At 43.6% G+C, this 25,428-nt stretch carries 19 protein-coding genes; 6 read left to right on the forward strand and 13 right to left on the reverse strand.

What is annotated here, in order from left to right; all coding sequences use genetic code 11:
- Positions 1-24: 24 nt before the first annotated feature.
- Positions 25-1,221 (reverse strand): M20 metallopeptidase family protein, encoded by a 1,197-nt coding sequence (locus ACT3IB_RS07570; RefSeq protein ID WP_491538397.1) that lies wholly within the window; start codon positions 1,219-1,221, stop codon positions 25-27.
- A 146-nt stretch (positions 1,222-1,367) separates the two neighbouring features.
- On the opposite strand from ACT3IB_RS07570, the gene ACT3IB_RS07575 reads away from it, so the two are divergent.
- Both ACT3IB_RS07575 and mnmC2 read left to right on the forward strand, forming a co-directional pair.
- Positions 1,368-2,675: a DUF4097 family beta strand repeat-containing protein gene (locus tag ACT3IB_RS07575; protein WP_491538398.1), complete on the forward strand. Its 1,308-nt coding sequence runs from the start codon at positions 1,368-1,370 to the stop codon at positions 2,673-2,675.
- Positions 2,675-3,451 (forward strand): tRNA (5-methylaminomethyl-2-thiouridine)(34)-methyltransferase MnmC2, encoded by a 777-nt coding sequence (gene mnmC2 / locus ACT3IB_RS07580; protein ID WP_491538399.1) that lies wholly within the window; start codon positions 2,675-2,677, stop codon positions 3,449-3,451. Before ACT3IB_RS07575 ends, mnmC2 begins: the two co-directional genes overlap by 1 nt.
- A gap of 55 nt (positions 3,452-3,506) precedes the next feature.
- Here the strand turns inward: mnmC2 and ACT3IB_RS07585 are convergent, their stop codons facing one another.
- The 10 genes from ACT3IB_RS07585 to ACT3IB_RS07630 all read right to left on the reverse strand — a co-directional run bounded on the left by ACT3IB_RS07585 (position 3,507) and on the right by ACT3IB_RS07630 (position 16,631).
- Positions 3,507-5,492: a DEAD/DEAH box helicase gene (locus tag ACT3IB_RS07585; RefSeq protein ID WP_491538400.1), complete on the reverse strand. Its 1,986-nt coding sequence runs from the start codon at positions 5,490-5,492 to the stop codon at positions 3,507-3,509.
- A 105-nt stretch (positions 5,493-5,597) separates the two neighbouring features.
- Entirely contained in the window at positions 5,598-6,491 is an 894-nt protein-coding gene (locus ACT3IB_RS07590) for a GntR family transcriptional regulator (RefSeq protein ID WP_491538401.1), read from the reverse strand.
- A 132-nt stretch (positions 6,492-6,623) separates the two neighbouring features.
- Positions 6,624-9,095: a TonB-dependent receptor gene (locus ACT3IB_RS07595; protein ID WP_491538402.1), complete on the reverse strand. Its 2,472-nt coding sequence runs from the start codon at positions 9,093-9,095 to the stop codon at positions 6,624-6,626.
- A 108-nt stretch (positions 9,096-9,203) separates the two neighbouring features.
- Entirely contained in the window at positions 9,204-10,280 is a 1,077-nt protein-coding gene (locus tag ACT3IB_RS07600; RefSeq protein ID WP_491538403.1) for an alpha/beta hydrolase, read from the reverse strand.
- A complete protein-coding gene (locus tag ACT3IB_RS07605; protein WP_491538404.1) occupies positions 10,273-11,763 on the reverse strand; it encodes a class I adenylate-forming enzyme family protein in 1,491 nt (496 codons plus the stop codon). Before ACT3IB_RS07605 ends, ACT3IB_RS07600 begins: the two co-directional genes overlap by 8 nt.
- Positions 11,764-11,766: 3 nt before the next feature.
- Positions 11,767-13,317, reverse strand: coding sequence for a sodium:solute symporter family transporter (locus ACT3IB_RS07610; protein ID WP_491538405.1), 1,551 nt, complete (start codon positions 13,315-13,317; stop codon positions 11,767-11,769).
- Between the two features lie 81 nt (positions 13,318-13,398).
- The gene (locus tag ACT3IB_RS07615; protein WP_491538406.1) at positions 13,399-14,388 is read right to left on the reverse strand and encodes a 3-oxoacyl-ACP synthase III family protein; all 990 of its coding nucleotides are present in this window, start codon (positions 14,386-14,388) and stop codon (positions 13,399-13,401) included.
- A complete protein-coding gene (gene fabG, locus ACT3IB_RS07620) occupies positions 14,388-15,131 on the reverse strand; it encodes a 3-oxoacyl-ACP reductase FabG (protein ID WP_491538407.1) in 744 nt (247 codons plus the stop codon). The genes ACT3IB_RS07615 and fabG overlap by 1 nt, the downstream gene beginning before the upstream one ends.
- A gap of 3 nt (positions 15,132-15,134) precedes the next feature.
- Positions 15,135-16,091 (reverse strand): alpha/beta fold hydrolase, encoded by a 957-nt coding sequence (locus ACT3IB_RS07625; protein ID WP_491538408.1) that lies wholly within the window; start codon positions 16,089-16,091, stop codon positions 15,135-15,137.
- A gap of 54 nt (positions 16,092-16,145) precedes the next feature.
- Positions 16,146-16,631, reverse strand: coding sequence for a GbsR/MarR family transcriptional regulator (locus ACT3IB_RS07630; RefSeq protein WP_491538409.1), 486 nt, complete (start codon positions 16,629-16,631; stop codon positions 16,146-16,148).
- A 286-nt stretch (positions 16,632-16,917) separates the two neighbouring features.
- On the opposite strand from ACT3IB_RS07630, the gene ACT3IB_RS07635 reads away from it, so the two are divergent.
- On the forward strand, positions 16,918-19,026 hold the full coding sequence (locus ACT3IB_RS07635; protein WP_491538410.1) for a CHASE2 domain-containing protein: 2,109 nt from the start codon (positions 16,918-16,920) through the stop codon (positions 19,024-19,026).
- A 7-nt stretch (positions 19,027-19,033) separates the two neighbouring features.
- Entirely contained in the window at positions 19,034-20,347 is a 1,314-nt protein-coding gene (locus tag ACT3IB_RS07640; protein WP_491538411.1) for a M48 family metalloprotease, read from the forward strand.
- Here ACT3IB_RS07640 and mutS read toward each other — a convergent pair.
- Positions 20,344-23,028 (reverse strand): DNA mismatch repair protein MutS, encoded by a 2,685-nt coding sequence (mutS, locus tag ACT3IB_RS07645; RefSeq protein WP_491538412.1) that lies wholly within the window; start codon positions 23,026-23,028, stop codon positions 20,344-20,346. The two genes, ACT3IB_RS07640 and mutS, sit on opposite strands and share 4 nt — an antisense overlap.
- Before the next feature lie 130 nt (positions 23,029-23,158).
- On the opposite strand from mutS, the gene ACT3IB_RS07650 reads away from it, so the two are divergent.
- Positions 23,159-24,064, forward strand: a complete 906-nt coding sequence (locus tag ACT3IB_RS07650; protein ID WP_491538413.1) for a YihY/virulence factor BrkB family protein — start codon at positions 23,159-23,161, stop codon at positions 24,062-24,064.
- 2 nt (positions 24,065-24,066) lie between these two features.
- Positions 24,067-24,675, forward strand: a complete 609-nt coding sequence (locus ACT3IB_RS07655; RefSeq protein WP_491538414.1) for a DNA-3-methyladenine glycosylase — start codon at positions 24,067-24,069, stop codon at positions 24,673-24,675.
- 55 nt (positions 24,676-24,730) lie between these two features.
- Here the strand turns inward: ACT3IB_RS07655 and ACT3IB_RS07660 are convergent, their stop codons facing one another.
- A complete protein-coding gene (locus ACT3IB_RS07660; RefSeq protein ID WP_491538415.1) occupies positions 24,731-25,219 on the reverse strand; it encodes a DUF4168 domain-containing protein in 489 nt (162 codons plus the stop codon).
- Between the last annotated feature and the right edge of the window lie 209 nt (positions 25,220-25,428).

The raw sequence follows: 25,428 nt of genomic DNA on the forward strand, positions 1-25,428 counted from the left end.
AACAGCTTTATTTAATGACTAATGTTAACTTTTCGAAATTGGTTCAAAAACCACTGATGCCATCAAAGCAGCACCCGTTAAAAAACAATCCTCGTCAATATTATACTTTGGATGATGCCAGCTATAAGTAGAATTCGTCTTTTCACTGCCACTTCCCAAGAAGAAAAACGCCCCCGGAAACTCTTGCTGATAAAAAGCGAAATCTTCGCCGGCCATAATGGGATCATCCAACAAATGCACTTGGTCATCCCCTAATATGTTTTGAGCAGAATGCACCAAATTATCGGTCGCCCAATCGGTATTCGTAACTGCAGGATATCCATAATCAAAATCAAACGTGTATTGTCCCCCGGAAGCCTCCGTTACACCTTTTACTACAGCCTCAATTCGACTTTTGATCATATCAGCCGTTTCCTGTGCAAATGTCCGCACTGTACCCAACAACTCCACTTTTTCAGGGATAATATTATGGGCCGATCCTCCCCGGATCCTTCCTACAGTCACGACAGCCGGCTCGGTGGGATTTACGTTTCGACTCACAATTGTTTGGAGCTGATTTACGATCTGTGATGCCATTACAATGGGATCTACCGCCTGGTGAGGAGATGCCGCATGTCCACCCTTTCCAATAACTTCAATCTTAAATTCATCGGGACGTGCCATCAGCGGTCCCTTTTTTACAGCAATTTGCCCGGGTTCCAATTCCGGATACGAATGCAATCCGTAAATAACATCTACTCCTTTTTCTTGGAGGTATCCCGTTTCGCAGAGAAGCCGACCGCCGCCCGGCAGCTTTTCTTCGCCCGGCTGAAATACCAGCAATACCGTCCCCTCTATTTCATCTCTTAAATCTGCAAGAATATATGCCGCACCCAATAAATTTGCGGTATGGGCATCATGTCCGCAGCAGTGCGCGATACCTTCATTTTCTGAGAAAAACTCACTTTTATGAGCTCCTTCTTCTGCAATAGGCAAAGCATCAATATCGGCGCGCAGAGCAACCACTTTTTTTGATGGCTTACATCCTTCAATAATACCAACACATCCCGTTTCAAGCGGACGATCTACCGATATATCGAGCTTTTCAAGCTTATTTATTATAAATTCAGTCGTTTCATGCTCTTGATAACTCAGCTCGGGGTGGCGATGCAGGTGACGACGTATGTCCACCATTTTGCTGTGATATGCTTTTGCCTTCTCTTTAAATTTAGTTACTTCCATACGTGCTATTTTAATTGGAATGGATTGTTTCTGAAAATAGAAATTTTCTTGAAGCCTGTGAGGATAATTCTGCAACATTATCGTGGGAGTTTTCGTAAGCTTTTAAAGTTAAACAAAGCATCATCCAATTACTTAACCAGAAAGCTATGATTAAGCGTAATATTTCCTGGGAAATTGTATTAGCCGGTGTCACTTTTATCGGCATTGCCATCTATTTACTTTCTTCAATTTCTCCTTCTGATTCTTCTTCTGCATATTCCGTATCGAATTCAGAAGAAAACAATCGATCAGCTCCAACGCCCCCTACGATGCCGAGCGCCATTGTAATTGACCTTCAAAATCTTGAGTCACTTAAAAATCTTGACAAGCTTCGCAATATCAAAGATTTGGAGAACCTCAAAGAACTCGAATTCGAAATCAAGAATCTGGATAAGTTTATACAACAACATGCACAAAAGGAGATCAATCAGGAAAGTTTAGAAGTTGAACTGCGACAGCTCGAGCAGGAACTTCAGAAAATCAACCAAAATGATTTTAACGTAAAGCTGCAAGACCAAAAGCTATATATTAATCAAAAGTACAATGTGGATGATTCGCAATGGACAGAAGTGAGTTCGGGCGTTTTTGTATACCAGGATTCATTTCCTTCCGGCCATTTAAACTCACTGGACTTTTCGGTCGATTTTGGCAATTTGAACATCATCGGAAATGGCTCATCAAACAGTAAAATAACCCTTCGCGCAACCGGTGATATTGACGACCCTGCTGTCCTCGCGCAAGAATTGAACATCCAAAAAAATGTTGATAACGCTGACGCCAAATTCAAGGTTAATGCTGCTGAAGGAAGTTCTATTTCCGAAAAAATGAATCTGGAAGCAACATTGTCAGTTCCTCAGGATATTGCACTCTTAGCTAAAACAGCGGGAGGACATGTTACAGCAAGTCAATTAAAAAACTCGCAACAATTAAGTACTTCGGGAGGCCATATTACCCTGTCAGATATTGAAGGGACCACCAATGCTAAAACAGGCGGTGGCCATATTACAGCCAACCGAATTTTTGGCGATATAACGATGAGCACAGGCGGTGGGCATATCAAAATACAAGACACCGGTGGCAACCTGCAGGTTAAAACCGGGGGTGGACACATTAACATAGAAAATGGCGAAGGCAGCATTTCAGCAAAAACTTCCGGTGGCAACATCTCCTCTTCGATTACATCAGCCCAAGATCAGTTACGCTTCTCTACTTCTGCCGGTAATGTTTCGCTTTCCTTGCCGATAGACATTGCTGCTGACCTTGACATTTCCGGCACGTCGGCAAGTTTGGATGATGTATTCAATTTTAATGGTACAAAAAATCAAGGACGCATCACCGGAACACTAAATGGTGGAGGGCTGCCCATCGTTATTAATTGCGGATACGGCAATGTTAATGTCACCCCTAATGACTAATGACTGATTCCCGGAAACAGCAATCAAAAGTTGTAGCCACCCGCGACGGCTCTCATACCGTTTATTCCTCACAATTTGATCAACATTATCACAATCCCAACGGAGCTGTAGCTGAAAGCAAGCACGTTTTTTTCAAGCAGTCTCAATTATTGGATGATATTAGAGATTCTAATCCTATCACTATTTTGGAGGTTGGTTTTGGTACCGGGCTCAACTTTCTTCTGCTGATGGATTATGTGCTAGATATAAAATCAAATTCCACTATCGATTTTTACTCTATCGAGGGATTTCCAATCAGTACCGAAACCGTCGCAAAGCTGAACTACGGTCAACATCTCAATAACCCAAGTCTCGTCGATCACTTGCCAGTTATTTTTAATGATTTATCTGAGGAGATGAATGAGTTTTCGGTCACCTCCGATATTACACTGCATTTATTCAATGGACTTTTTGAGAAATTTCATCCGGATAATATACAAGCTGATTACATTTTCCATGATGCTTTTTCACCGGATGTAAATCCCGAACTATGGACCGGAAATACATTTCAAAAATTAGCTGATTTTAGTGCCAAGGATGCAATACTGACGACCTATTGCGCGGCCTCCAAAGCCCAGGGAGCCATGGCGTGGGCCGGATGGAAGGTCGCAAAAACACAAGGCGCCCTGGGAAAACGAGAGATGATTATCGCTTCACAATGTGAAGAACCGTTGGCAGCCTTTAACCGCATCAACGAAGAACACTATGCCCGCCGCTACGAAGAAGGGGATTTTTGAATAGCCGCATTTAAAGACGAAGAAAACGACCGCAAACCCAACTTTTGTAGCAGCACTACTGGCCTTTTTCTTGATTCTGGAAACGTCGCAGCAATCGCCCTAAAAACTTCTCAGCATAAACCTTGTTTATGTGATCCATATCAGCAAGCAACACCAACCGCTCTTTGCTTCGCGAGAAAGCGACATTTAATAGCCGTGGCACTGCCAATCCATTTTTATCCTCATCAAAGGGACGTACCGAATAATGACGACGCCGGCCGTACTGCTGCTCTGCGCTCATCACCGTATCAAAAATAATTACATCCTTTTCCCGTCCCTGAAAGGTGTGAATAGTGCCGACTTCGATCATTCCAAAATCATTTTCATACAACTCATTTCTAATATCATATACCGTACTTCGGAATGGAACGATAATGCCAATCTCATCCACCGGCACCTGATTTTTCAGTACTAACCTTTTTACCATTTTAATCAAGATATGACTGTGAACCTCGTTGACCGGACTAAATCCTCGGCCCTCGTCCTTTTGGGTAAGCACCGGCCCATATTTTTGACTGTCAATTACATTAACCGTAGGTGCACTACTTTCTTGCGGAGTGATGGCCGGATCCAAATTCTTATCTGCTTCTGCTGTTTTCAAGCGTCCCTCATAAAATACCGTACTCAGTACCTCGGCCAGATCTTCATTCAGCCGGTACTGCGTGTCATAAAATGTGGTAAGCGGCCGATTTTTATCGTGCCACGCAAATAGATCTTCGGTAGTATCGGCATCCGACGCAAAAGTAAAAATATCTTCCTCCAAGAATTTACGAGCGTGAGCATCATCCGTCAACGCGATAGGGGGCAACTGCATGGGATCACCCACTACCACAATATGCGACTTTGCCTTGGCAGCCAGCACCATCAAATAGGGCAAATTGGCCATTGAAGCCTCATCAATCACGACGGCATCAAACGTTTGTCCATCGAATAAATCAGAGGTACATACCTTTGCCAACGTTGTAGATACCAGCTGCTTTTTTTCCAACTCGACCCGCTCGTTCACCGTTACCAATCGATCAATTTTTTCTTCCAGGGCGGCTTCCCCTCCATGCTCATCCACCCGTTCTCCCAACATATTGATACGTTCATCTAACTCTTCGGGAACACTTTCACCATGCTCCATCAGGTTATCAATCTCCTTCTGCAGCTTCTGATATTCGCCCAGCAGATTATCCAAGTTTCCGGCTTTTTCTTTGCCCTCCTGCTTTTTTTGCTCTACATGTTGATCAAAAAGCACATTGGACAAACGATCACTGTCCAAAGCCATCTCTCCAAATCGTGTCACGTTTTCCTCAAGGTGTTCTTTTTCAACTGACGTTAAAGCCTGTAATGCACTCAACAATCCTACATCCACCGCCCGGTTAGTATTAGCCGCAAATAATACTCGTTTACCCTTAATCAGATAGTTGGCAATCATAAAACCAAGTGTCGATGTTTTGCCCGTGCCCGGCGGACCCCAAACATAAAGAACTTTGTTTTGGAGCGATTTTATGAGTGATTCATGCTGCGTGTTGTTTCTCCGACTGTCATCCAACACTCGTATATTTTCATCTTCAGTATGATCTTCTTTGGGATCGGGATAAAACAAACGACCCATACGTTTTCGAGCTTCCTTATTATTTGAATCGAGCAGTTTCTCCAGCTCCATCCTCAGCCGACGCAATACGAAATCATTTTCCCATTCCAACTGCACTTTGGGCAACGTGGACCCAAAATTATGCGGAAAATGCAGCACAACTTTTTCATCCTCCACCGTCACAGGATACAGCTCCACCTCATCCTCGTAATCTTCCATCTCACCCTTTATGACTTCAGCAAAACGAAGGGAGGTATTGCGAGATTCAAACTCATAATAAAACGTATTCGGAGGGTGATCTTCACGCCGTTTGCCATCAAACAGCACATCGCGAGCCGGCTTTTCGCGCACGGTATCAATTTCTGAAGACACCGCTTCAATCGCACGCTTAATTAGTTTTTTAACCTTTTTGTTAATATTCATTCAACTATAAAACTTCTTTCATTAAACTATCCTTACAGGCGTCAAATGGCAGACGTGAAACGAAAGTTCGAATTCACGTTTCATCTTTGCCTCTTCCCATCTTTCCTACTGATCCCAAAGCTCGGCCCGAATGGTATCGGCACTTTGCTCCGAAATACTATATCTCAACATAATGCGGCGTTTCTCCGGAATCTTTTTCTCTACCAGTTTAGCACTTTCCGAAGTGTATAAAATCAAATCCGTTTCGCGGACAAAAAGGGGTAATGATTCGCCATAGGTAGCTCCCGCCACAAAAGATCCTCCAAAATTGATGCTTACTTTCAATTCATCAATAATTTTAGGAATCGACTGATCATCAGCTGTTACCAGTCCGATTGTATCAATGGCAGCCCGATCTACAATAGAAAGTAACGTGTCGGGATTAATGCTGTAAACAATGGGCAACAAACGACCTTTTTCGGCAAACTCACGGAACTTGTTTACCAGCTGCACGGGCACAAATAGAGCATCAAACTTGACCGTTTTGTTGTATTGATTAACATTTAAAATTTTACTGCGGACGCCCACTTCCTTTTTAATCGCATCGGCCAGCATACGTCCCAGTTCGTTGGTTTCACCAATGCTGGCACAGGTTTCAATACGATCAGGCCAGTCCATAAAACTTAGCTGTTCCTGGAACAGCTCATCAATTTCTGATTCATCCAGCCCATAGCCAATCAACTCTTCCAGAAGCTTGCGCATTTTCTCAGCCCCAATTTCCAGCCGGTCTGCTTTGTCGAGATTCGTATTTTGCCGCTCAACAATAAACCCCTTGCCACGCTCTCCGCGAATAAGACCTTCATCCGCTAAAATATGATACGCCTTACGTACGGTATGGAAACTGGATTCAAGCTGTTGGCCCAGCTCACGGGTAGAGGGCAAGGTTTCCCCCACCTGGAACTGCTTGGTAGCAATCATCAGACGTATACGATCGGCTATATATTTTGCAGATGTTTTCAACGGATGCGAATAGTGTTAACAATTAACGCACAAAAGATAGGTGTTTCACTGCTCTTTCTCACAGTTGAATTAAAAATAAAAAAGCCCACCCCGTTTATCGGAGCAGGCTTTTCATCAAGGCTTAAGAAGCTCCTATAAACGCAGCCCCTCAAAGTTATACTTAAGTGATACCCAGATTGTACGTCCCATCGGCGGGGTTCCCAACTGGTCTACCTTCTCGGTATCAAATACATTATTTACGCTGGCCTGTAATGAAAGACCTGTGTCCATGACATCGAATCCGAGCGAAAGATCGAGCTCAAATTTCGAAGGCAGCTCCTCTTTATCCGTAAGATCTCCATTATCATCCAACAAGACATTCGTGTTCCAATATCCGGATAAGAACTGGTAGCTATCTTGCCAGCGACCATTAACCTTAACAAATGGATCTCGAATTACATCATTATCAAAGAGCTTCTTAGCTGTAAATCCACCCTTGATCTTTAACGGCGGCGTATTCAATGGCAGCTGTGCATCGGTGGTTTCATTGGTGAAATCAACCAACTTAATAGTGGATAGATTAGCATTCATGCTGTATCGATCGTTGAAATAGTAATTTAACCCAAGATCGAACCCCTGCACTTCCGCCTCACCAAAGTTGATATAAGTTTGCAAGGCGGTAAAAGTACTACCATCTACCAATACTTGTTCTCCATTGCGGTATGCAATCGTATTTATACCATCGGCTACAACATCAGTACCGATAAAATTCTTATACCAAGAATAATAACCTACTACATCGATAAAAAGCTTCTCTCCAAAAGCTCCTTTATAGCCTAATTCCATAGAGTTTACTTCTTCCGGAGAAGTTGGATCAATGGTATTAACTACATTGCCCGAAGCATCTTCAATGGTATATCCCTCGGTATTACCTCCAATAAGAAACGAATATCCCGGTGCAAATAAATCAGGTACCGGTATATAGGCATGACTCTGCAGGATGGTGGGTGTTGTAAATGCCCGGTTATAGGTCGCACGAATGTTGTGTCCCGGCACCGCGGTATAAACCACCGATCCCTTGGGACTAAACTGCGTATCATAATCAGTGTTAGCATCTACACGCGCCGCTGCTACCAACTGCAGTTTGTCTGGCACAACATCGTAATCAAGCTGAGCATATCCGCCGAACAACTCACGGCTTATATCCTGCCCTTGCCCATCTGCGAGATACGTTCCCTGCGATTCCGGCAAGTAGTTACGGTAATTCATTCCTGCTACTACGTTCAAATCACCGAACTGGTTGTTATACTGTAATTCGGAATCATAAATTTCGGTATCATCGATAAAAGCAACACTTTCGCGAATACTCTCGATATCGATCTGATCCAAAGACATACCGCTGTTTACCATTGCCTGCACGGCTGGTACAACTTGATTAAGCTGATAACTACCGGCTTTATTTCCGGTTCGTGTAACCTGTGCAAACCAATTAGCATGACTTACCTGGAATGTCTGGTAATCAACCTGCCAATCCTCAATACGATTACGTCCGTTTCCGGTTAATGAAAATTGATCAGTGGACGACCAACCGTAGGTACCGCTGACTTTCCAATCACCTAATTTATAATACAGCGATCCATTAATCTTAGTCGCCCCTACATCATAATCCTCAACCACGTCGGTTTCAAATACCGTATTTGCAGCAGTAGGTTTTGTCCCGGCTGCCTGATAGAAATGCAGGCTATCTTCGCGCTGAGGTTTAAAGTCAACCGCCTTCATATACTGACCGGTCACCTTGTATCCAAAATTATCGTTTACCGTCCCCGCTATGCGATAGTTGATATCACGGAGCGATTGATTACCCGCTCGTGCCTCGACTGCCACGCCGGACTGGTCCCAGGGATCTTTGGTCGTCACATTAACAACGCCCGCACCTGAGTTGGGTCCATAGAGGGCAGCAGCAGGTCCTAACACCACCTCGATACTTTTCAGATCAATTTTACTGGAAGGCAAAAAGTTGCCCTGCGGTAATCCTGTGCCGCCGAGTGTTGCCAATCGACCGTCAATTAGAAACAGCATGCGTGTATTAAAACTGCTGTTAAATCCACGGGCCGAAATGAGCTGCGTATTCATACCGGCATTGGTATAATTAACGCCTTTTAAATTCGACAGCGTAGACATAAACGTCGATCCGCCTGAGGTTTCAATATCCTCCAGCGAAACCCGCTCAATGGTTGTGGGTGACTCAAGCAGCTTCTCCGGTCTGCGTGATCCGGAAACCACTACCTCGTTACCTCGCCATACCGTTTGCTCCAAACCAATATTAAGCGTAATGGTTTCGCCGGCCTCCACCGTCACTTCATCGCTCTCGAATGTGGCGTACCCTAAGTATGTCGCTTTTACAGTATAAATACCCGGCTCAATATCTGTTATTTCATATTCGCCGGCCTCATTCGTTGCTGCTCCTTTTGTTGTCCCGATTAGAGCAACATTAACACCCGGCATCACCTCACCGGACTCCTGATCTGTTACCGTACCCTCTATAGTCCCTGTATTTTGCGCTGTCGCTCCCATCGCCGAGAACAACAGAAAGCAAAACACTGCTATTATTGATTGTATTTTCATAGGTATTCCCCTTTTTGTTGGGATTTATTATTAAGGTTAAAAATCCACATACTTTACTTCTATGGTTATCAAAGTTTTTAAAACTTTCAAATACTATTGATAAAAAAATTATTGCTTTATGATTTTTTGGACATGATTCAATAATGCCTGTCTGGTTATCTCAGGTTTTTCAATAAAAGGCGTATGACCGCAATCACTTATGTTCTTACGATAAACCTTACCTCCCTTCGACTGATATTCAGCAAGGCTGTATTTAATTTGTGATTCCATTGGCTGCGGGGGATAACTTTCTTCTCCCGGCCAGCCTTTACGCAAACTCATTTTACCTTGATATCCCGGATCTGAAAAAGACGCATCCGAAATGATATTGTCATCCTTGCCATGTATCCATAACAGTGGCGGCCTTGGATCAGCATTTAAAAAATCGTGCAACAACGATTGATTATACTTCGGCGAAAGGGCATTTACCGGCCCATACCTACCCGGGGCAACACCCGGCCAATATTTCGATTCTTTGTAATCACCGGGATAATGCTTATCACCAGTATGGATTTGCAACATGGCCGTGAGAATATCTTCTTCGCGGTCCGCTTCAAATCCTTCTTTCCAAAAAAGACGATTCATCATATTTCTGGGCGAATACAGCGGATGATCTTTTGATCGGTCGCCGGCAATCAATCGATCTGCAAATTCATCAACCACAATACCTCCTCCGGAACCTGAATAATCAGGATTATTCGCTTTACCCTGCTCACCGTGATTGCCGCCAAACCCCATCGGTGGTCCAGGAGAAATTAGCGTTACCGTTAAAATATCGATCGCATGACGCGCAATGAGTCCCCAACAGACAAACCCGCCCAACGAATGGCCTACAAGATGAAAAGGAGACAGATCTAATGTTTTAATAAGCGCAGTTATATCATCCAACCAATCATTAATACCTCGTGTTGCATCGATAATTTTTTTCTCAGTGTCCCCAAAACCACGCAGGTCGGGAGCAACACAATAAAACTCATCTGCACATTGCACCATAAACTCCTCCCATATCGTAGAAGTACATGTATTACCGTGCAAAAAAACCATTGGTGTATTCTTTTTACTGCCTGCTGTAAGCAGATGCATGCTTAAGCGGCTGGTTTCTACAAACTGCGACGATATTCCCGGAAGATGGTTGATTCTACTCATGCATTATCTCCTTAAATTCTTCTTCCAGATCACGCTTTTGGATTTTATTGGAATCTCCAAGCGGCAGCGAATCCCTGAAAAATATGTGCTTCGGCGTCTGATATCCGGCCAGATACTCCCGACAATAGCTTTGCAACTCATCCTTTATCAAAGAAGCGCCATCCTCAAGGACTACAAAAGCACATCCGGTTTCGCCCCACTGCTCATCGGGCACGCCAATAACGGCCACTTGCGCAACGGCGTCATGCTCGTATATAACTTTTTCCACCTGTACGGGATATACATTTTCTCCGCCGCTGATATACATCTCTTTCTTGCGGCCTACCATATAGTAATAGCCGTCATCATCGCAGCGAAACAGGTCGCCCGTGTGCACCCAGCCGTCGTCGATCGCTTCATCGGTGGCTTCCGGATTTTTCCAATAGCCGGCAAACACATGCGGTCCTTTCATCAGCAGCTCACCCACTTCCCCCTGCGGAACTTCTTCGTTATTGTCATCCACTATTTTAACACCAATATGAAAGTTGGGAAAACCTACGGACCCTTTTTTTCGAATGGCATCTTCAGCCGGTAATGAATAACAGTTGGGACCCGCTTCCGTCAATCCATATCCCTGGCGGATAGGAATTCCTTTCTCTTTATAGCGATTGATAATGGGAATGGGACAGGATTCGCCCCCACATATGGCAAACCGAACGCTGCTTACATCTACCTCATCAAAATTGGACTCTTCCATCATCATTCGCAGCATTGTTGGAATCCCAAACAGAATGGTAATCCCCTCTTTCTCAATAAGCTCATTACATTCGTTCGCATCGAATTCTGGCTGCAGCACCAGCTTTCCGCCGTGATGAATAAGGGGCGTCAAAAGCACGTGCCAGCCGCCGGTGTGATAAAAAGGCGTGTTGACAAAAGCACAATCCTGGCCGGTAAGCTCAAGGCTGATCTCGGTATTTATCGAATTCCAGTGAATCTGCCGCCACGAGATCATCGCTCCTTTTGATTTCCCCGTGGTGCCGGAGGTATAGAGAATCATGGCAATGTCTTCGGCATCAGCCTCATATAATTCAGGATCGGGTTGAGAACGATCCAAAACCTTTGTAATCAAATCAAACGAAATAGCTTCGACAGCATCCTCTTTCACAAAAGAAAACTCATCAGAACAAATAACCAAGTGAGGGGCTGCATCCTCCAATAGTTCATTCAGTCCGGCTTGCGGCAATCGATAATTCAACGGCACCATCACGATTCCAACTTTGGCACAGGCATAAAACAGGATCACATATTCGACATTATTTTTTGAGACAACCGCCAGACGGTCTCCTGCTTTCAACCCGCACTCCTGCTGCAGGTAACCAGCAAGGCGATTCGCTTTTTGATTGAGCTCTTGATATGTATACCGCTTGCCACCAACTGCATCAATCACCGCCTCTTTCTGCGGTGCATATCGCTCTCTTTTTGTAAGCCAGTTGTTGTAATTCATAATCTATACCGAAGCTGTTGCTTTCTCGTTATCCCTTCGAAGTTGAATACCTTTGTTACTGGCCGCATAAATAGCGAATCCAACCACCACGGCGCTCGTAATAGCCAAAGCTGCTGCAACAGCCGGATTTTCACCATTGGCCTCAGAAAATGGCACGCGAATCTGTCCATAGTATACCGTAAAATGAACGGTTACCGCTACAAGGGAAGCCCAAATGGGCGCTTCTTTGGGAACATTCTTAAAAAACATGCCCATCAAAATAGGGACAAAGGCTGCTGAGAAGTAGGCATACACGCCGTTTTGGGCAAAAATTCCCACGCTTAACTTGGGATTTACCAGCTGCTGCCACGACAGGAACACTGTGATGATAGCCATAGCTACAATTACAAAACGGTTGTATACCAGCTTGGCGGGCAAACCAAATATATCTTTTGCAAAAATTTCTTTCCCGAACAAGGGCTCGATAATATCATTGGTGATAGAGGTGGAAAGTGATTGTATCAAACTCTCGAGCGTAGATACTCCGGCTGAAATTAATCCCAACACTATGATAAGGGCTATAGCAACCGTAAATTCTTTGACGACATACGCCGAAACAATGCCATCCATGGCAAGGGCTTCGCCATCTACTGTTAAATTAGGAAAACTAATTCGTGCATAGAGTCCTGCAATTACTACTAGAAAGAATAGGAATTGTGTGGTGATACCGACCACCAAATAGCGATTCACGTCTTCTTCGCGATCCAAGAGAAGGGATTTTGTCAAAATGTGCGGTTGACAAACGATGGCGATACCCACAATAAAAGGTGCAACAAAAATCTCGAAGTAATCACGAAACAGAAAGCTGCTGTCGTTGGTTAGCTGGGTAAGCTTCGGATCAATTGTATTTAGCTTATCAATGAAACCGGTTACACCATTGCTGAAATGATCATATCCTGAGCCCAATAGCATAACAGCCACAATGACCATAAGAATGGCCTGAATGGTATTGGTATACACCATGGAATTTGCGCCACCGTACATCATGTATCCAAAAATAAAAATGACGATCCCCAGCAGTACGTAAAATTCTCTGATGTTTAAAGTGCTTGCCAATACCTTGGTGAGCCCCACGCAGATAAGTACGATAAACGTAATAAGCAGCAGGGAAAGAAATCCGAAGAGAATACCAAAGCGAGGACTATCATACATTTTTCGAATCCAATCAGCCATACTCAGGGCTTTGACGTTGGTTCCAAAATTCCGGAATCCCTTGGTAAACAAGATAAGCGAACCCAATGTCGCCAGTGGCAGAGCTAAACCCATAGCAATCACGCCGCTAAACCCATAGAGCGAAACGAAACCGGGATTGATAATAAACGTCGCTGCACTGGTGATGGAGGCGGCCAATGAAAGTCCTACTGCAGTAGGAGAAAACAACATACTCCCAAGAGCATAATCGTCCATCTCTTTGGTTTGCCCCGCACCCCGGATTACAAAATAGAGGATTACTCCTGCATAGCACAGGATTAGAATCCAACCGGCCGTTACCATTGAGGATGACGCTAATTCCATCTTATTTTGTTTTTCTTGTCATATTCGACTTCCTATTACGGAATAACCTCTTCAAGATTAAATCCATATTTTTTCAATTCATTACCACCTATAGGCACAAGCTCCAAAATGGAGTCCCCCACCGGATCCTACAAACACTAAAATATCACCTTTTGAAACCGAATCGCTGCGAAGCGCCTTGTCGAACACCATTGGGATAGCCGCCGAACCGGTATAACCGAACTCATCCATAATAGTTGGAGCTGTCTCACGCTTCAATGACAGATTATCCATAGTCTCCCAAATCTGATTGATATTTATCTGTGTCATATAAGCACCGGAAATATTATCTGTACTAAATTCCCCTTTTTCGGCTATAGTACGAATCATGTCAGTCCATACCTGGGGGTTAATTTCCTTGGGAAACTTTTCAACAAACTGAAGACATTGAATACCTCCTGGGTTTTCACTTCGTGCTGCAGGAGCAGCTGCTCCACCTCCGTAAATACCCATGTGTTTATAGTATTCCGGTTTGGTTCGTAAATCGGAGGCTAAAAATCCCTCAGCTTTATTTTCAGCCGGTTCTAAAATTACTGCTCCGGCGCCGTCGGCAAAAAGCGTAACCGTTTTTTTGTCATTCAGATCTAAAAAACGACTCATTCCATAAGCCCCAATCACCATCACTTTTTTATATACTGAATCCGCAACCATCATGCTGTTAGCCAGTGTCAATGCCGTGGGAAAGCCGGCACAGGCCGTATTGGTATCCAGAGAGGTAGCATTTGTCAACCCCATCTTTTGCTGTACCACGGATGCCGTCGATGGGGAAATGAAGTCGGGCGTATCGGTTGCAATAATTAACAAATCGATATCTTTCTTCCTAAGATCTGCCATCTCTAGTGCAGCTTGACCTGCTTCTACACACAGATCGCTGGTCGTTTGATCTTCCTCCATCCATCGTCGCTCTCGGATCGTTAGATTTTCTCGGAGCCAGGTATCGACATCCTCACCCAACTGCTCGTTAAACCATTCGTTTTTAATAACCCGCTCGGGGGCATATGAACCACTTGCTATAATTTTAGAATGTCTCATTAAAATACGAGTCCTCCGTCCACTTGAAGTACCGTTCCGGAAATAAAGGCTGCCTGCTCGGAAGCCAAAAAGACATAGGCCGAGGCGATGTCTTTCGGCTTACCAAGACGTCCCAAGGGCGTCTGCCCTTTTAATTTCTCTAATACCTTATCGGGGACAGTATCGACCATCGGCGTTTCAATAAATCCGGGTGCTACGGCATTGACGCGGACGCCTTTACGGCCAAGCTCCCTGGCCCATGTTTTGGTAAGACCGATTACACCGGACTTTGTTGCCACGTAATTACTTTGACCAAAATTGCCATACACACCAACAACGGAACTGGCATTGAGTATCACGCCCGACTCCTGTTCCCGCATCAGTTCTGCTGCTGCCTTTCCACAGTAAAATACTCCATTCATATTTACATCAACGACCTGCTGCCAATCTTCGGGACTCATTTTCTTAAGCGTAGCATCGCGGGTTATACCGGCATTATTGACCAACACATCCAGCTGGCCCCATCGCTCCCGAAGATCGGTCATTGCATCTTTTACTGCACTGAAATCTGTCACATTTACTTTTTCAAAGTGAACCTTGTGTCCTTTATCACTCCATTTCTTTACTAGCTCTTCCCCGGCTGCCTCATCCATATCCCACAACTCAACACTGGCACCTTTTTCCAAAAATTGTTGAGCCGTCTCGCGACCAATACCACCGGCACCGCCTGTAATTAGTACAACCTTACCTGTAAAATCTTCCATGATTTACTTTGCGTTTAGAAAATTGAGAATATCCTTGTTTACAACTTTTGACTGCTCAAAGTGTACAAAATGCCCGGCCTTATCGATCATCTTTAGCTGGCTATTTGGCAATTGTTTATGACCCGACTCTGCTACTTTTTTTGTAGTTAAATTGGTATGAAGTTGTCGGTTTGGGATCAACATATCCTGCTTGCCGAATATAATGAGTGCCTGGTGGAAAATATCTGATAACTCCTCAAATACAGGTCCGTTTAACATGGCCTGCACTGATCCGGCATAGGCGCGGGCATAACTGTCAAAGTTTTCTGCTGACCGAATAGACACTCGGTCTTCTATCATAAATTGTGCATCTTCGGGAAAATCAAAAAAGGTAGCTTTAAACGTCTGTCGAATGAGCGAATCGGGAGTTTGCTTAATAGATTGAGGCGTTACGAAAGTGCTCATCATCGCCCCTTCCTGATCCGTAAAGGTTTCAAATCCAGCAGGGGCCAGCAGTATCAGCCGGCTGATTTTATCAGGGTAGTCTACCGCTGCACGTAACGCAATTTGACTGCCCATGGAATGTCCAACCCAAGCAGCTTTTTTAATTCCCAATGAATCCTGCAGGTCAGCCACTGTTTTTGCAAAAAACGGAATAGAATAAGAATCCACATCTTTTGATGATTTGCCAAATCCGGGCAAGTCTAATGCAATCACGCGATATTTCTCCGTTAGGGCCGGTATCGTCTTTTTCCAAGCAGGAATATAACTGCCAAGCCCATGAATAAGAATAATCGCTTGTCCCTCTCCCTCATCGACATAGGCAATCTCTTGCTCATTTTCCAACTGTTGATACTGGACCGGATAAGGATAGTCCAGATCTGAAAACTGGGTTATTTGGGCCTGGACCTTAGTTGAGGAAAACCCCAAAAACAGGATGAATCCCAATAAAAATACCGCTATTTGTCTGTTAGAGTTCATAGAAATTTAAATTATTAAATATTTGAAAAGTTCCAAACGCTAATTAAGAAAAAATTACTCCGTTAATTCCTCGTGCTTTTCTTCCCAGGCTTCAACAAATTTTTTATTGTACTCATCCATCAGCTCATAGAAGGATTTCATAAGATTCATTTGCTGTTTAATAAATTCGGCATCCTCTGATTCCATCGATTGGGCCATAGAAAGGTATTTCTCCGCAATCTCAATATTATCCTGCATCTTATTGATCTGATTGGCATACGCCTTGCCAAAAATATCATCGGCCGCCTGATAATAATCTTTTCGATCGCCCGGAATCCAAACTTTCTCAATCAGCCCGCGCTCTTTAAGACGCCGACAAATTTGTGAAATTGGCCCTTTGCTCATTTCCAGCTTTTTAACAATATCGTCCAACGATTGTGGTTCTTTGGATATAATGAGAAGCCCCACAATGCGGCCCATCAGCGGATTCAAACCAAAATTGCTATACCCCTCGGCAAAATCTGCTACAATTTGTTGGGTTAAGTCTATTTTCTTTTCCATAAATTTTTCGAATGATTACTGCTGCGTAATAATTGCCGTACTATAATTTGAAACTTTTGAAATTTTTCCAAACATAATCAGTCTTATTTTATCATAATTTGTTTCCATTTCAGGGTTTTTATCAACTTACCGGTAGTTGCGATTCATTTTTTTCTTTCTAACATTATGAAAAAATAATTGCTGGGGATACCAAAGAAAGGCATGCAAATTCAAAATACAGTAACGGGGAATCCGCATTAAATCACATAAAAATATCACCTTATCACTGATAGCACTTATCGTATTTTTGATAGGGGTTTTTAGCATTTATACAGGGGTATTTAATGGTATAGATCGAATGATCCTCGATTATAAGTTTCGATATCTGCAGCAAGAAGATCCCAATAACAAAATTGTGCTTGTTTCGATCGATGAAAAAAGCCTTTCTTATTTTAATAGCAATGGAATGTACTGGCCCTGGCCCAGAGAGTTTTATCAGATTGTAACGGATTATTTTGATGAATCGGGAGCTGAATTAGTTATTTATGATATTCTTTTCGACACCCCTGATTTTGATCGCCGAAACCTGTCAGGGGCAATGAGCGATCAGCGATTCCTACAATCACTTGAAAAAAGCAAAAATGGGATCCTGGCTTTTAAATCCACTGCAAAAGAAGATTCTGCTGTTGATCTCTCCAAAAATAATAAACCGCTAATTACGTACTATGACATTGAGAACGATCCCCCCTATAACGAACCTCATTTTTTGACATCGAAGCCCCTGGATAAATTTACCAAAGCCGCGACCAGACTCGGCAACACTGTTATGAGCCCCGATGAAGACGGACTCATTCGCTCTGTTCACCTTTTTGACAGTTTAGCCCATAAGGGTTTTGTCCCCACGCTTTCCATGGCAGCATATTTAGAGCTCCAACCGGATTCTGTTTCTCTGGAATGGACCAACAAGGGACTCCGCGTCGGAAAACAGAATATCCCCCTGCAGAACAACGGTGATTACCTGATCAACTGGTATAAAAAAGGAGGTGTTCGGAATGGTACCTTTGCCTATTATTCCTTTCAGGCTGTTGTAAAAAGTGCGATCCAAAAAATGCGCGACTCTGACACTAAAGTATCAATATCACCCTCTGTATTTGAAGATAAAATTATTATTATTGGAGCTTCTGCAGCCGGGCTGGGAGACATTAAAAGTACGCCCATGAGTTCGCTGGAACCATTTCCCGGGATGGAAATTCAGGCTACGCTCTTAAACAATTTAATCGGCAACAATTTTATCACCCAGCCTCCCAACCTGATTGCAATAATAATTCTTCTTTTAATTTCTTTCGGCATCCCCTTTGCTGTTGCTTACTCCCGTCCTGCAAAAGGAGCTGCTGCCATTTTAGGGGTTTTATTGCTAATCATCGGTATGGGATTAACACTTTTTATCTATGATCGGATCTGGTTTTCCACCGGATTCTACCTAATCATGGCTACTTTTGCCTACAGCGGTTCGGCGGCTTTTAAATACTTTTCCGAAGAAAAGCAGAAAAAAGAAATTCGCTCAGCCTTTGGTCAGTATGTGCAGCCTGAATTTGTGGAACAACTTATTGCTCAACCGGACCTGCTAAAGCTGGGTGGGCGGAAGAAAAGGCTAACTGTTCTCTTTTCTGATATAGCAGGTTTTACATCAATTTCAGAAAAAAAAGAACCCGAAGAACTGGTCTCCTTTCTTAACGAATATCTTGGGGCTATGACGGATATTATATTTAGGCATTCCGGCACAGTCGACAAATACATTGGTGATGCCGTTATGGCGTTTTGGGGTGCTCCCATCAGTCAGGAAAACCATGCGGAGCTGGCGTGCCGAAGCACCTTAGAAATGATGCACAAAGTTAAAGAATTAGCACCGCAGGAAACCAATATTCATTCGCGTTTTGGTATTGCTACCGGAGATATGATTGTTGGAAATATCGGCTCCTATAATCGATTCAATTATACTGTGCTCGGGGACACCGTAAACCTGGCAGCTCGACTCGAGGCAGCAAATAAACAATTCGGAAGCAGTACTATGATTGCCGAACAGACGTATCAAGAAGTCAAAAACATCTTCTATGCCCGACAACTTGATTTCCTGATCGTTAAGGGAAAAACCAAACCGGTGCGGGTATACGAACTGATGGGTGAAAAATCAGATCCCAACGCTGAGGTATTCGAAAAAGTCATTTCAATTTATCGAAAAGGATTAGACCTGTACCTACATAGAAAATGGGATAAAGCCATCGAGCAATTTCAGGAGGTTTTGTCACTGAAACCGGAAGACGGACCCTCAAAAACATATATCGAGAGGTGTAAAAAATTTAAAGAAGAACCCCCGTCAGAAGATTGGGATGGGGTTTTTCACTTAAAAACAAAATAGGGTAATTATGGCACGTAAATCCATCTTATTTACACTGCTAATATTATTTGTTACAGGAATTGTCGCATTCGTAAAACAGGCCGAAAGCCTCACGATAAAGAATACTGTAGATATGCGTGACGGTCCGGGATCGTATTATGAACTTATCCTGCGTCTGAACCCGGGAGCCGAAGTTGCTCAAATTAACAATCAACAACAGTGGGTAAAGGTAAAAGCAAAAGGAAAAGAGGGCTGGATTCCCCATCGGGCAACCTATTTAGAACAAGAAAACAAACGAACGTCTCCCGACCAGGATGAAATCACATCTGATGCACAAACCGCGTTTGATCAACTTGAAGGCAAGGATGATAGTACTAAACATGATCCATACGCCTCACCGGCTCAGGTTGCTGCGGCCGTTAAAGGCTTTGCCACCGACTTCACTTCAAGTAAAACTGGCAACCAAGAAAGCCTGCTTCTTGAGGATTTTAATGAATTTTTGGATCCAGACGAATACCATGAATTTAGAAGCCTTAGGCTCCGGCACTGGAACTGGGAAAAAGCACAAGAGCGATTTGATATAGATCCCGATAAAGTGCCTGAATTAAATCCCCAGCTTGAAAAAGCGGGATGGGGAATCGCCAACGTTATTGCCCAACGAGGATTGGTTAAAAACAAAGTACTTCAGCAGTACCTCACGCATATTGCCTTGGTTTTGGCAGAAAATTCTCATCGCTATGAAACACCGGTCCGAGTTTATATTCTTGATACCAAAGAGATAACCGGATATGCTTCTCCCAATGGAATTATATTTGTTTCAAAAGGAGCCTTGCAAATTATGCAGAGCGAAACAGAATTTGCTTTCTTTGCCGCCCACGAATTAGCCCATATTGTACAAAATCACGGAATTAAAGAAACCGATAAGAGGAGAACCAAAATAAAAGGCGATGAACGCTTCGAAGAACTTGAGCGAGAGGTTGGAGGTGGCGAGACAAAATATGAGCAAACGGAAGAGAACCTAACGCAACTGGCCAACGATATGTACGAATACACTATCAAAGACCGGCTTGAAGAATACGAATTTTCAGCAGACTACTGGGGGATCATTTATATGTATCGCGCAGGATATCATCCGGCCGGTGCCCTTGATCTCCTAAAACGAATACGCAATAACCAAGGCGATTTTAAAACCAGCATTGGTCACGCCAAATGGAAAGGCACTTCGATGGGTGATCGCATAATTAGAATTAATAGTCAAGTTGATAACTTTAATCTCCCCCGGAACTTTGGCCATGATCACCAATCTGCTTTTCAACAAAAAACAGGAATGTTGAATAATTAACTTCTCTTTTCAACCAACTTCTTGAGCTCAGAAACCAGCATCAGCGATTCGATGGGAGTCATCCTATTAGGGTCACAGGCTTCAAGTTTATCGATGAGTTGTTCTGTATTGGGATCAAGTTGCGCCTGAAACAGCGAGGGCTGCGTAATCTGACCCTGTTTTTCCATCTCTTCGGCAGCTTTTTTGACAGCAGCCTTCTTTTTCTTGGCGCCCTCCTCGAGCGTGCCATTACTGTCAGTCAGATCTAAGCTATGACTTTCGAGATTCGACAGAATTTCTTTGGCCCGCTCAATCACGATAGAGGGCAAACCTGCCATATCAGCCACCTGAATGCCGTAACTGTGATCGGCCCCGCCGCGCACCAGCTTACGCAGAAAAATCACCTTATCGTCATGCTCCTTGACAGACACATTATAATTGACAATATGATCGTACATATTTTCTAGCTCGTTTAGCTCGTGGTAGTGCGTGGCAAAAAGCGTTTTGGCAGCAACCGACGGTTGATTATGCAGATACTCAGCCAGCGCCCAAGCAATGCTGAGTCCGTCAAAGGTACTGGTGCCGCGACCTACCTCATCCAGCAAAATCAGCGAATTGCGAGTAGCATTATTTAAAATATTGGCGGCCTCATTCATCTCAACCAGAAAGGTACTTTCGCCCGCCGCCAGGTTATCCGACGCCCCCACGCGGGTAAATATTTTATCCACCAAGCCAATATGTGCCTCCTCGGCGGGGACAAAGCAGCCGATTTGAGCTAGTAGTACAATAAGTCCCGTCTGACGTAAAATAATACTCTTCCCCGCCATATTGGGACCGGTAATAATCAAAATCTGCTCATCCTCATTTTCTACGTGAATATCGTTTGGGATAAAGGGATCTCCCGGCGGAAGCGTTTTTTCCACGACCGGATGACGCCCTTTTGTAATATCAATTTTTTGATCATCAGCGATAGCCGGCTTGCAATAATTATTATGATAGGCGACCTCGGCAAAACTTTGGAGGCAGTCCAGTTCAGCAATAGCCCGGGCCACCTGCTGAACATCCTCGGCATATTCTGCTATCTCTATCCGCAACTCCTCAAAAAGATCATATTCTAAACTTTTGCTCTGCTCTTCGGAGGATAAAATACGCTCTTCTACCTCCTTGAGCTCCGGCGTGATATAGCGCTCTGAATTCACCAGCGTCTGCTTTCGGATAAAATGCTCGGGCACTTTATCCGCATGGGTGTTTGTTACCTCAATATAATATCCATAGACTTTATTATAACCGATTTTCAGCGAGTCTATGCCTGTTTCCTCGGCCAGTTCGTTTTTAATATCGGCGATATAATCCTTGCCGTTTCGGGCGATATTTCGGAGTTCATCCAACTCCTCATTATAGCCATCCTTGAAAATATCGCCGTCGCGCAAGCTGGTCGGCGGATCTTCAACAATGGCTTCTTCAATCTTTTCCTGTACCTCAATAAGCAACTTCATGCGCTCCAGAATATCGTTAAGCAGATACTCATCGAGGTGATTAAACTGAGATTTTAGAATCGGGGTCTGCGCCAGCGAGTCCTTCAATTTCACCAAATCACGAGGATTGGCACGCCCTACACATATACGCGAAATCAAGCGCTCCAAGTCACCGATCTTTTCAAGCTCTTCGCGCACCTTTTCACGCACATCATGATTCACATTCAGTGATTCAACGGCATTTAAGCGAGCACGAATGGGTTTCATTCGCTTCAATGGACGCATGATCCACTTGCGCAGCATACGTCCGCCCATGGCCGTGGCGGTATCATCCAGGATAGAGATCAGCGTACCCTCGCTACCACCCCCTTCCTGAATGGTCGTGGTAAGCTCAAGGTTGCGCTTAGTCGATCCGTCAAGCGACATAAAATCATTACTCTCAAACTTTTGGATCTGCTTGATATGTCCCAGTGAAGCCTTCTGTGTTTCCTGGATGTAATGCATTAATGCACCGGCCGCCACATGGGCAACATTCAAACTCTCTACTCCAAAACCCTTAAGGGAATGCGTTTCAAAATGATCCGTCAGTAAATTATATCCGTAATCACCCTCGTATACCCACTCCTCGATAAACGTCATATTATAGTCGAGCAGAAATTCAGGCACATTGTTCTTTAAATTCTGTGGCAACAACAACTCAGCCGGAGCTATAGACTGCATCAGATCATCAAGACGATCTTTGGGAACCTCACTTACCGAAAATTCTCCCGTTGATACATCAGCAAAAGCAGCCCCTGCGGTTTTTCCATCCCAGTATACCGCCGCGGCGTAGTTATTCCGCTTGTGCTCCAGCAGCTTTTCCGACATTGTAACACCCGGCGTCGTAATCTCGGTCACCTCCCGGTTCACAATCTTGCGTCCCGCCTCTTTTGCCTCGGATGGATTTTCAACTTGTTCACAAACCGCCACCCGATATCCTTTCTTAACCAATTTGGGCAGATAAGTATCCAGCGCATGATGAGGAAATCCCGCCATAGGAGTCTGGTCGCCTCCGTTATTTCGTTTGGTCAGTGTAATCCCTAATTCTTTACTGACCAGTTCCGCATCATCAGCAAAACACTCATAAAAATCCCCCACTCTAAAAAGCAGTATAGCTCCTTCATGTTCTTCCTTAATGTGATGATACTGCCGCATCAGCGGAGTCAGCGATTTGGATTTAGTACTCATTTACAAGCAGTTATTTTTGTGCTTAAAATTTAATTTTGTAAAGTATGATAACTTTTGATCAAATTAGGTTAGCATAACAAAAGCGAACAGTGTAACTTTCGCATTCTTATTAATTAGTACTCACTGATCAGTGCAGAAGTATAAGGATTTCTGGCGGCTCATCGTAAAATTGGCGAAAAAGAAAGATGTGTTTTTTAACGCCTCTGCCATCACCTTTAATATCTTTATTTGTTCTATTCCATTTATACTGCTGATGATTTCGATCATTGGGTATATCCTCTCCTACGAAAAAGCTTTTGCCGAAATTTTACGCTATGGTCGCGAACTATTTCCAAGCTTTACCTACGAATCGCGCAGCAGTGATGTATTCCGGGGGGCCGTAACACTTGAAACACTCCTTGAACCGCTTATCGGGGCGCGGCGTATCTTTGGTATAGTCGGTACCATTATCTTAGTCTTTTTCTCCCAAGGCTTTTTTCATACGCTTAAGCATGTAGTCTTCGATATTTTTGAGATTGATGATCGGCGCCATCCTATCCTCGAAATGGTCTATAACTTTTTTACTTTTGGTTTGGTGGGGGGAGCCTTTTTGTTTTTCAGCCTTGTAATTTCGCTGGTTTCCCTGGTATCAATCGACAAGCTTGCTCTGCCCTTTACGGATATCGTCTTTGAGGTCGGCTGGGTCTATGACTTTCTCAACCTCCTGATTCCCGTTTTATTTACCCTCATCCTGTTTTACATCATCTTTCGATATATCAGCGAAAAACGAATGAAACCGCAAGTAGCTTTACTAGCAGCAGTTGTTTATACGGCCCTCTTCGAACTTGCCAAGATGGGAGTAGGTTACTACCTCGAGTATGCTTTAAGCTCCTATCGTTATTTCTATCAGGGATACACAATTCTGGTTATTATTGGCGTATGGGCCTTCTACTCGGCTGTACTTTTTGTTATTACCACCATTGTTGCAAAATCGTATCAAGAAATATTTCTTGAAGATACAACTATCCAAGAGAATCCATACACGACGATATCCTGAGGATGAGTAATGCAAAACTTTCTCCATCATTTTATCAGCGGCAGGATGTAGTGACTATAGCCCAAAAACTTGTCGGCAAGGTATTATGCACACAAATTGGCAATGCCCCTCTGACCAGTGGCATTATTACCGAAACTGAAGCATACTGTGGCAGAGGGGATAGAGCATGTCACGCCAGCAATGGCACCCGAACCGATCGAACCGAAACAATGTATCAGTCCGGTGGCATTTCCTATATTTACCTTTGCTATGGCATACATCACTTGTTCAATGTTGTTACAAATGTAGAAGGCAAGGCCGATGCTATTCTTATTCGTGCTATTCAACCAATCGACGGTAAAAAAATAATGCTACAGCGTCGCGACATGCAAGATATTACCCCTTCCCTGACAGCGGGACCCGGAAGATTATCACAAGCTCTGGGTATTACTATGGATTTAGATGGCACATCGCTTTCAGAGAATAAAATATGGATTGAAGATCGGGGGGTAGATTTTTCTTCAGCTTCTCTTATTTCAACCGAACGCATAGGAGTTGACTATGCGGGCGAAGATGCAAAGCTACCTTGGCGTTTTTATCCCAAAAGCAGCAAATGGGTTAGCAAAAAATAAAAAGCCTGTTTCGCTAAGCGAAACAGGCTTTAACATGTGATATCAAAAAAGAACGTTAGTTCTGCTCACTTTGCTTCTGCTCTTCTTGTGTAATTTTTCGATAACGTTTAACCACCTCAGGATTTGATTGCAATGCCTTTACAATAGCTTGAAATCGCTGGGGCTGGAGTCCATTTTTCTCCATCGCATTCATGATTTCTTTTTGCTGCACCTTCATCAATTTCGGCTGGACTTCATCAATTGTTTTCTGCTCTTGTTCGGTCACATCGGCAGAGTCAGATCGGGGATTTCTTTGTTTCATCATGATCTCTTGAAATCTCTGGGGATCCATTTCCTTGTCAGCTAACAACGAAACAATCTCTGCGTCAATCTTTTCATTTACATCGCTGGTTACAGCAGCAAATTTTTTCAATTCTTCATTCGTGATACTGTCTGCCTGTGATTGCTGCATTTTTTGTTGCATGGGATTACCTTGTGCAAAAACCGAACCGGCCATTAGCAATAAACCGAGTACAAAAGCCGCGGATTGTTTAAAAAACTTCATAAATATATTGAATGATTTAAAGTTAAATAGATCATGCTTTGAATTAAGCCCTGTTAAGATAGAGATTATTTATTCCGAAATAAAACAACCACTCAACTCATTTAGTGAGTAGGTATATTTCCTTTGGTTAGGGGCTTAGAAAAGGGCAACGCATACTTTCGAACGATATTCTGTTTAAACCGATTTTTTTACACTCAAAACTATTCGCT

This window comes from Fodinibius sp. GM21 (genome assembly GCF_058386955.1).

What these genes read in the sequence shown, in the direction of transcription:
- ACT3IB_RS07570 (WP_491538397.1), bottom strand. Translation starts at nt 1,221, where the DNA reads ATGGAAGTAACTAAATTTAAAGAGAAGGCAAAAGCATATCACAGCAAA.
- ACT3IB_RS07575 (WP_491538398.1), top strand. Translation starts at nt 1,368, where the DNA reads ATGATTAAGCGTAATATTTCCTGGGAAATTGTATTAGCCGGTGTCACT.
- mnmC2 (WP_491538399.1), top strand. Translation starts at nt 2,675, where the DNA reads ATGACTGATTCCCGGAAACAGCAATCAAAAGTTGTAGCCACCCGCGAC.
- ACT3IB_RS07585 (WP_491538400.1), bottom strand. Translation starts at nt 5,492, where the DNA reads ATGAATATTAACAAAAAGGTTAAAAAACTAATTAAGCGTGCGATTGAA.
- ACT3IB_RS07595 (WP_491538402.1), bottom strand. Translation starts at nt 9,095, where the DNA reads ATGAAAATACAATCAATAATAGCAGTGTTTTGCTTTCTGTTGTTCTCG.
- ACT3IB_RS07600 (WP_491538403.1), bottom strand. Translation starts at nt 10,280, where the DNA reads ATGAGTAGAATCAACCATCTTCCGGGAATATCGTCGCAGTTTGTAGAA.
- ACT3IB_RS07605 (WP_491538404.1), bottom strand. Translation starts at nt 11,763, where the DNA reads ATGAATTACAACAACTGGCTTACAAAAAGAGAGCGATATGCACCGCAG.
- ACT3IB_RS07610 (WP_491538405.1), bottom strand. Translation starts at nt 13,317, where the DNA reads ATGGAATTAGCGTCATCCTCAATGGTAACGGCCGGTTGGATTCTAATC.
- ACT3IB_RS07615 (WP_491538406.1), bottom strand. Translation starts at nt 14,388, where the DNA reads ATGAGACATTCTAAAATTATAGCAAGTGGTTCATATGCCCCCGAGCGG.
- fabG (WP_491538407.1), bottom strand. Translation starts at nt 15,131, where the DNA reads ATGGAAGATTTTACAGGTAAGGTTGTACTAATTACAGGCGGTGCCGGT.
- ACT3IB_RS07625 (WP_491538408.1), bottom strand. Translation starts at nt 16,091, where the DNA reads ATGAACTCTAACAGACAAATAGCGGTATTTTTATTGGGATTCATCCTG.
- ACT3IB_RS07630 (WP_491538409.1), bottom strand. Translation starts at nt 16,631, where the DNA reads ATGGAAAAGAAAATAGACTTAACCCAACAAATTGTAGCAGATTTTGCC.
- ACT3IB_RS07640 (WP_491538411.1), top strand. Translation starts at nt 19,034, where the DNA reads ATGGCACGTAAATCCATCTTATTTACACTGCTAATATTATTTGTTACA.
- mutS (WP_491538412.1), bottom strand. Translation starts at nt 23,028, where the DNA reads ATGAGTACTAAATCCAAATCGCTGACTCCGCTGATGCGGCAGTATCAT.
- ACT3IB_RS07655 (WP_491538414.1), top strand. Translation starts at nt 24,067, where the DNA reads ATGAGTAATGCAAAACTTTCTCCATCATTTTATCAGCGGCAGGATGTA.
- ACT3IB_RS07660 (WP_491538415.1), bottom strand. Translation starts at nt 25,219, where the DNA reads ATGAAGTTTTTTAAACAATCCGCGGCTTTTGTACTCGGTTTATTGCTA.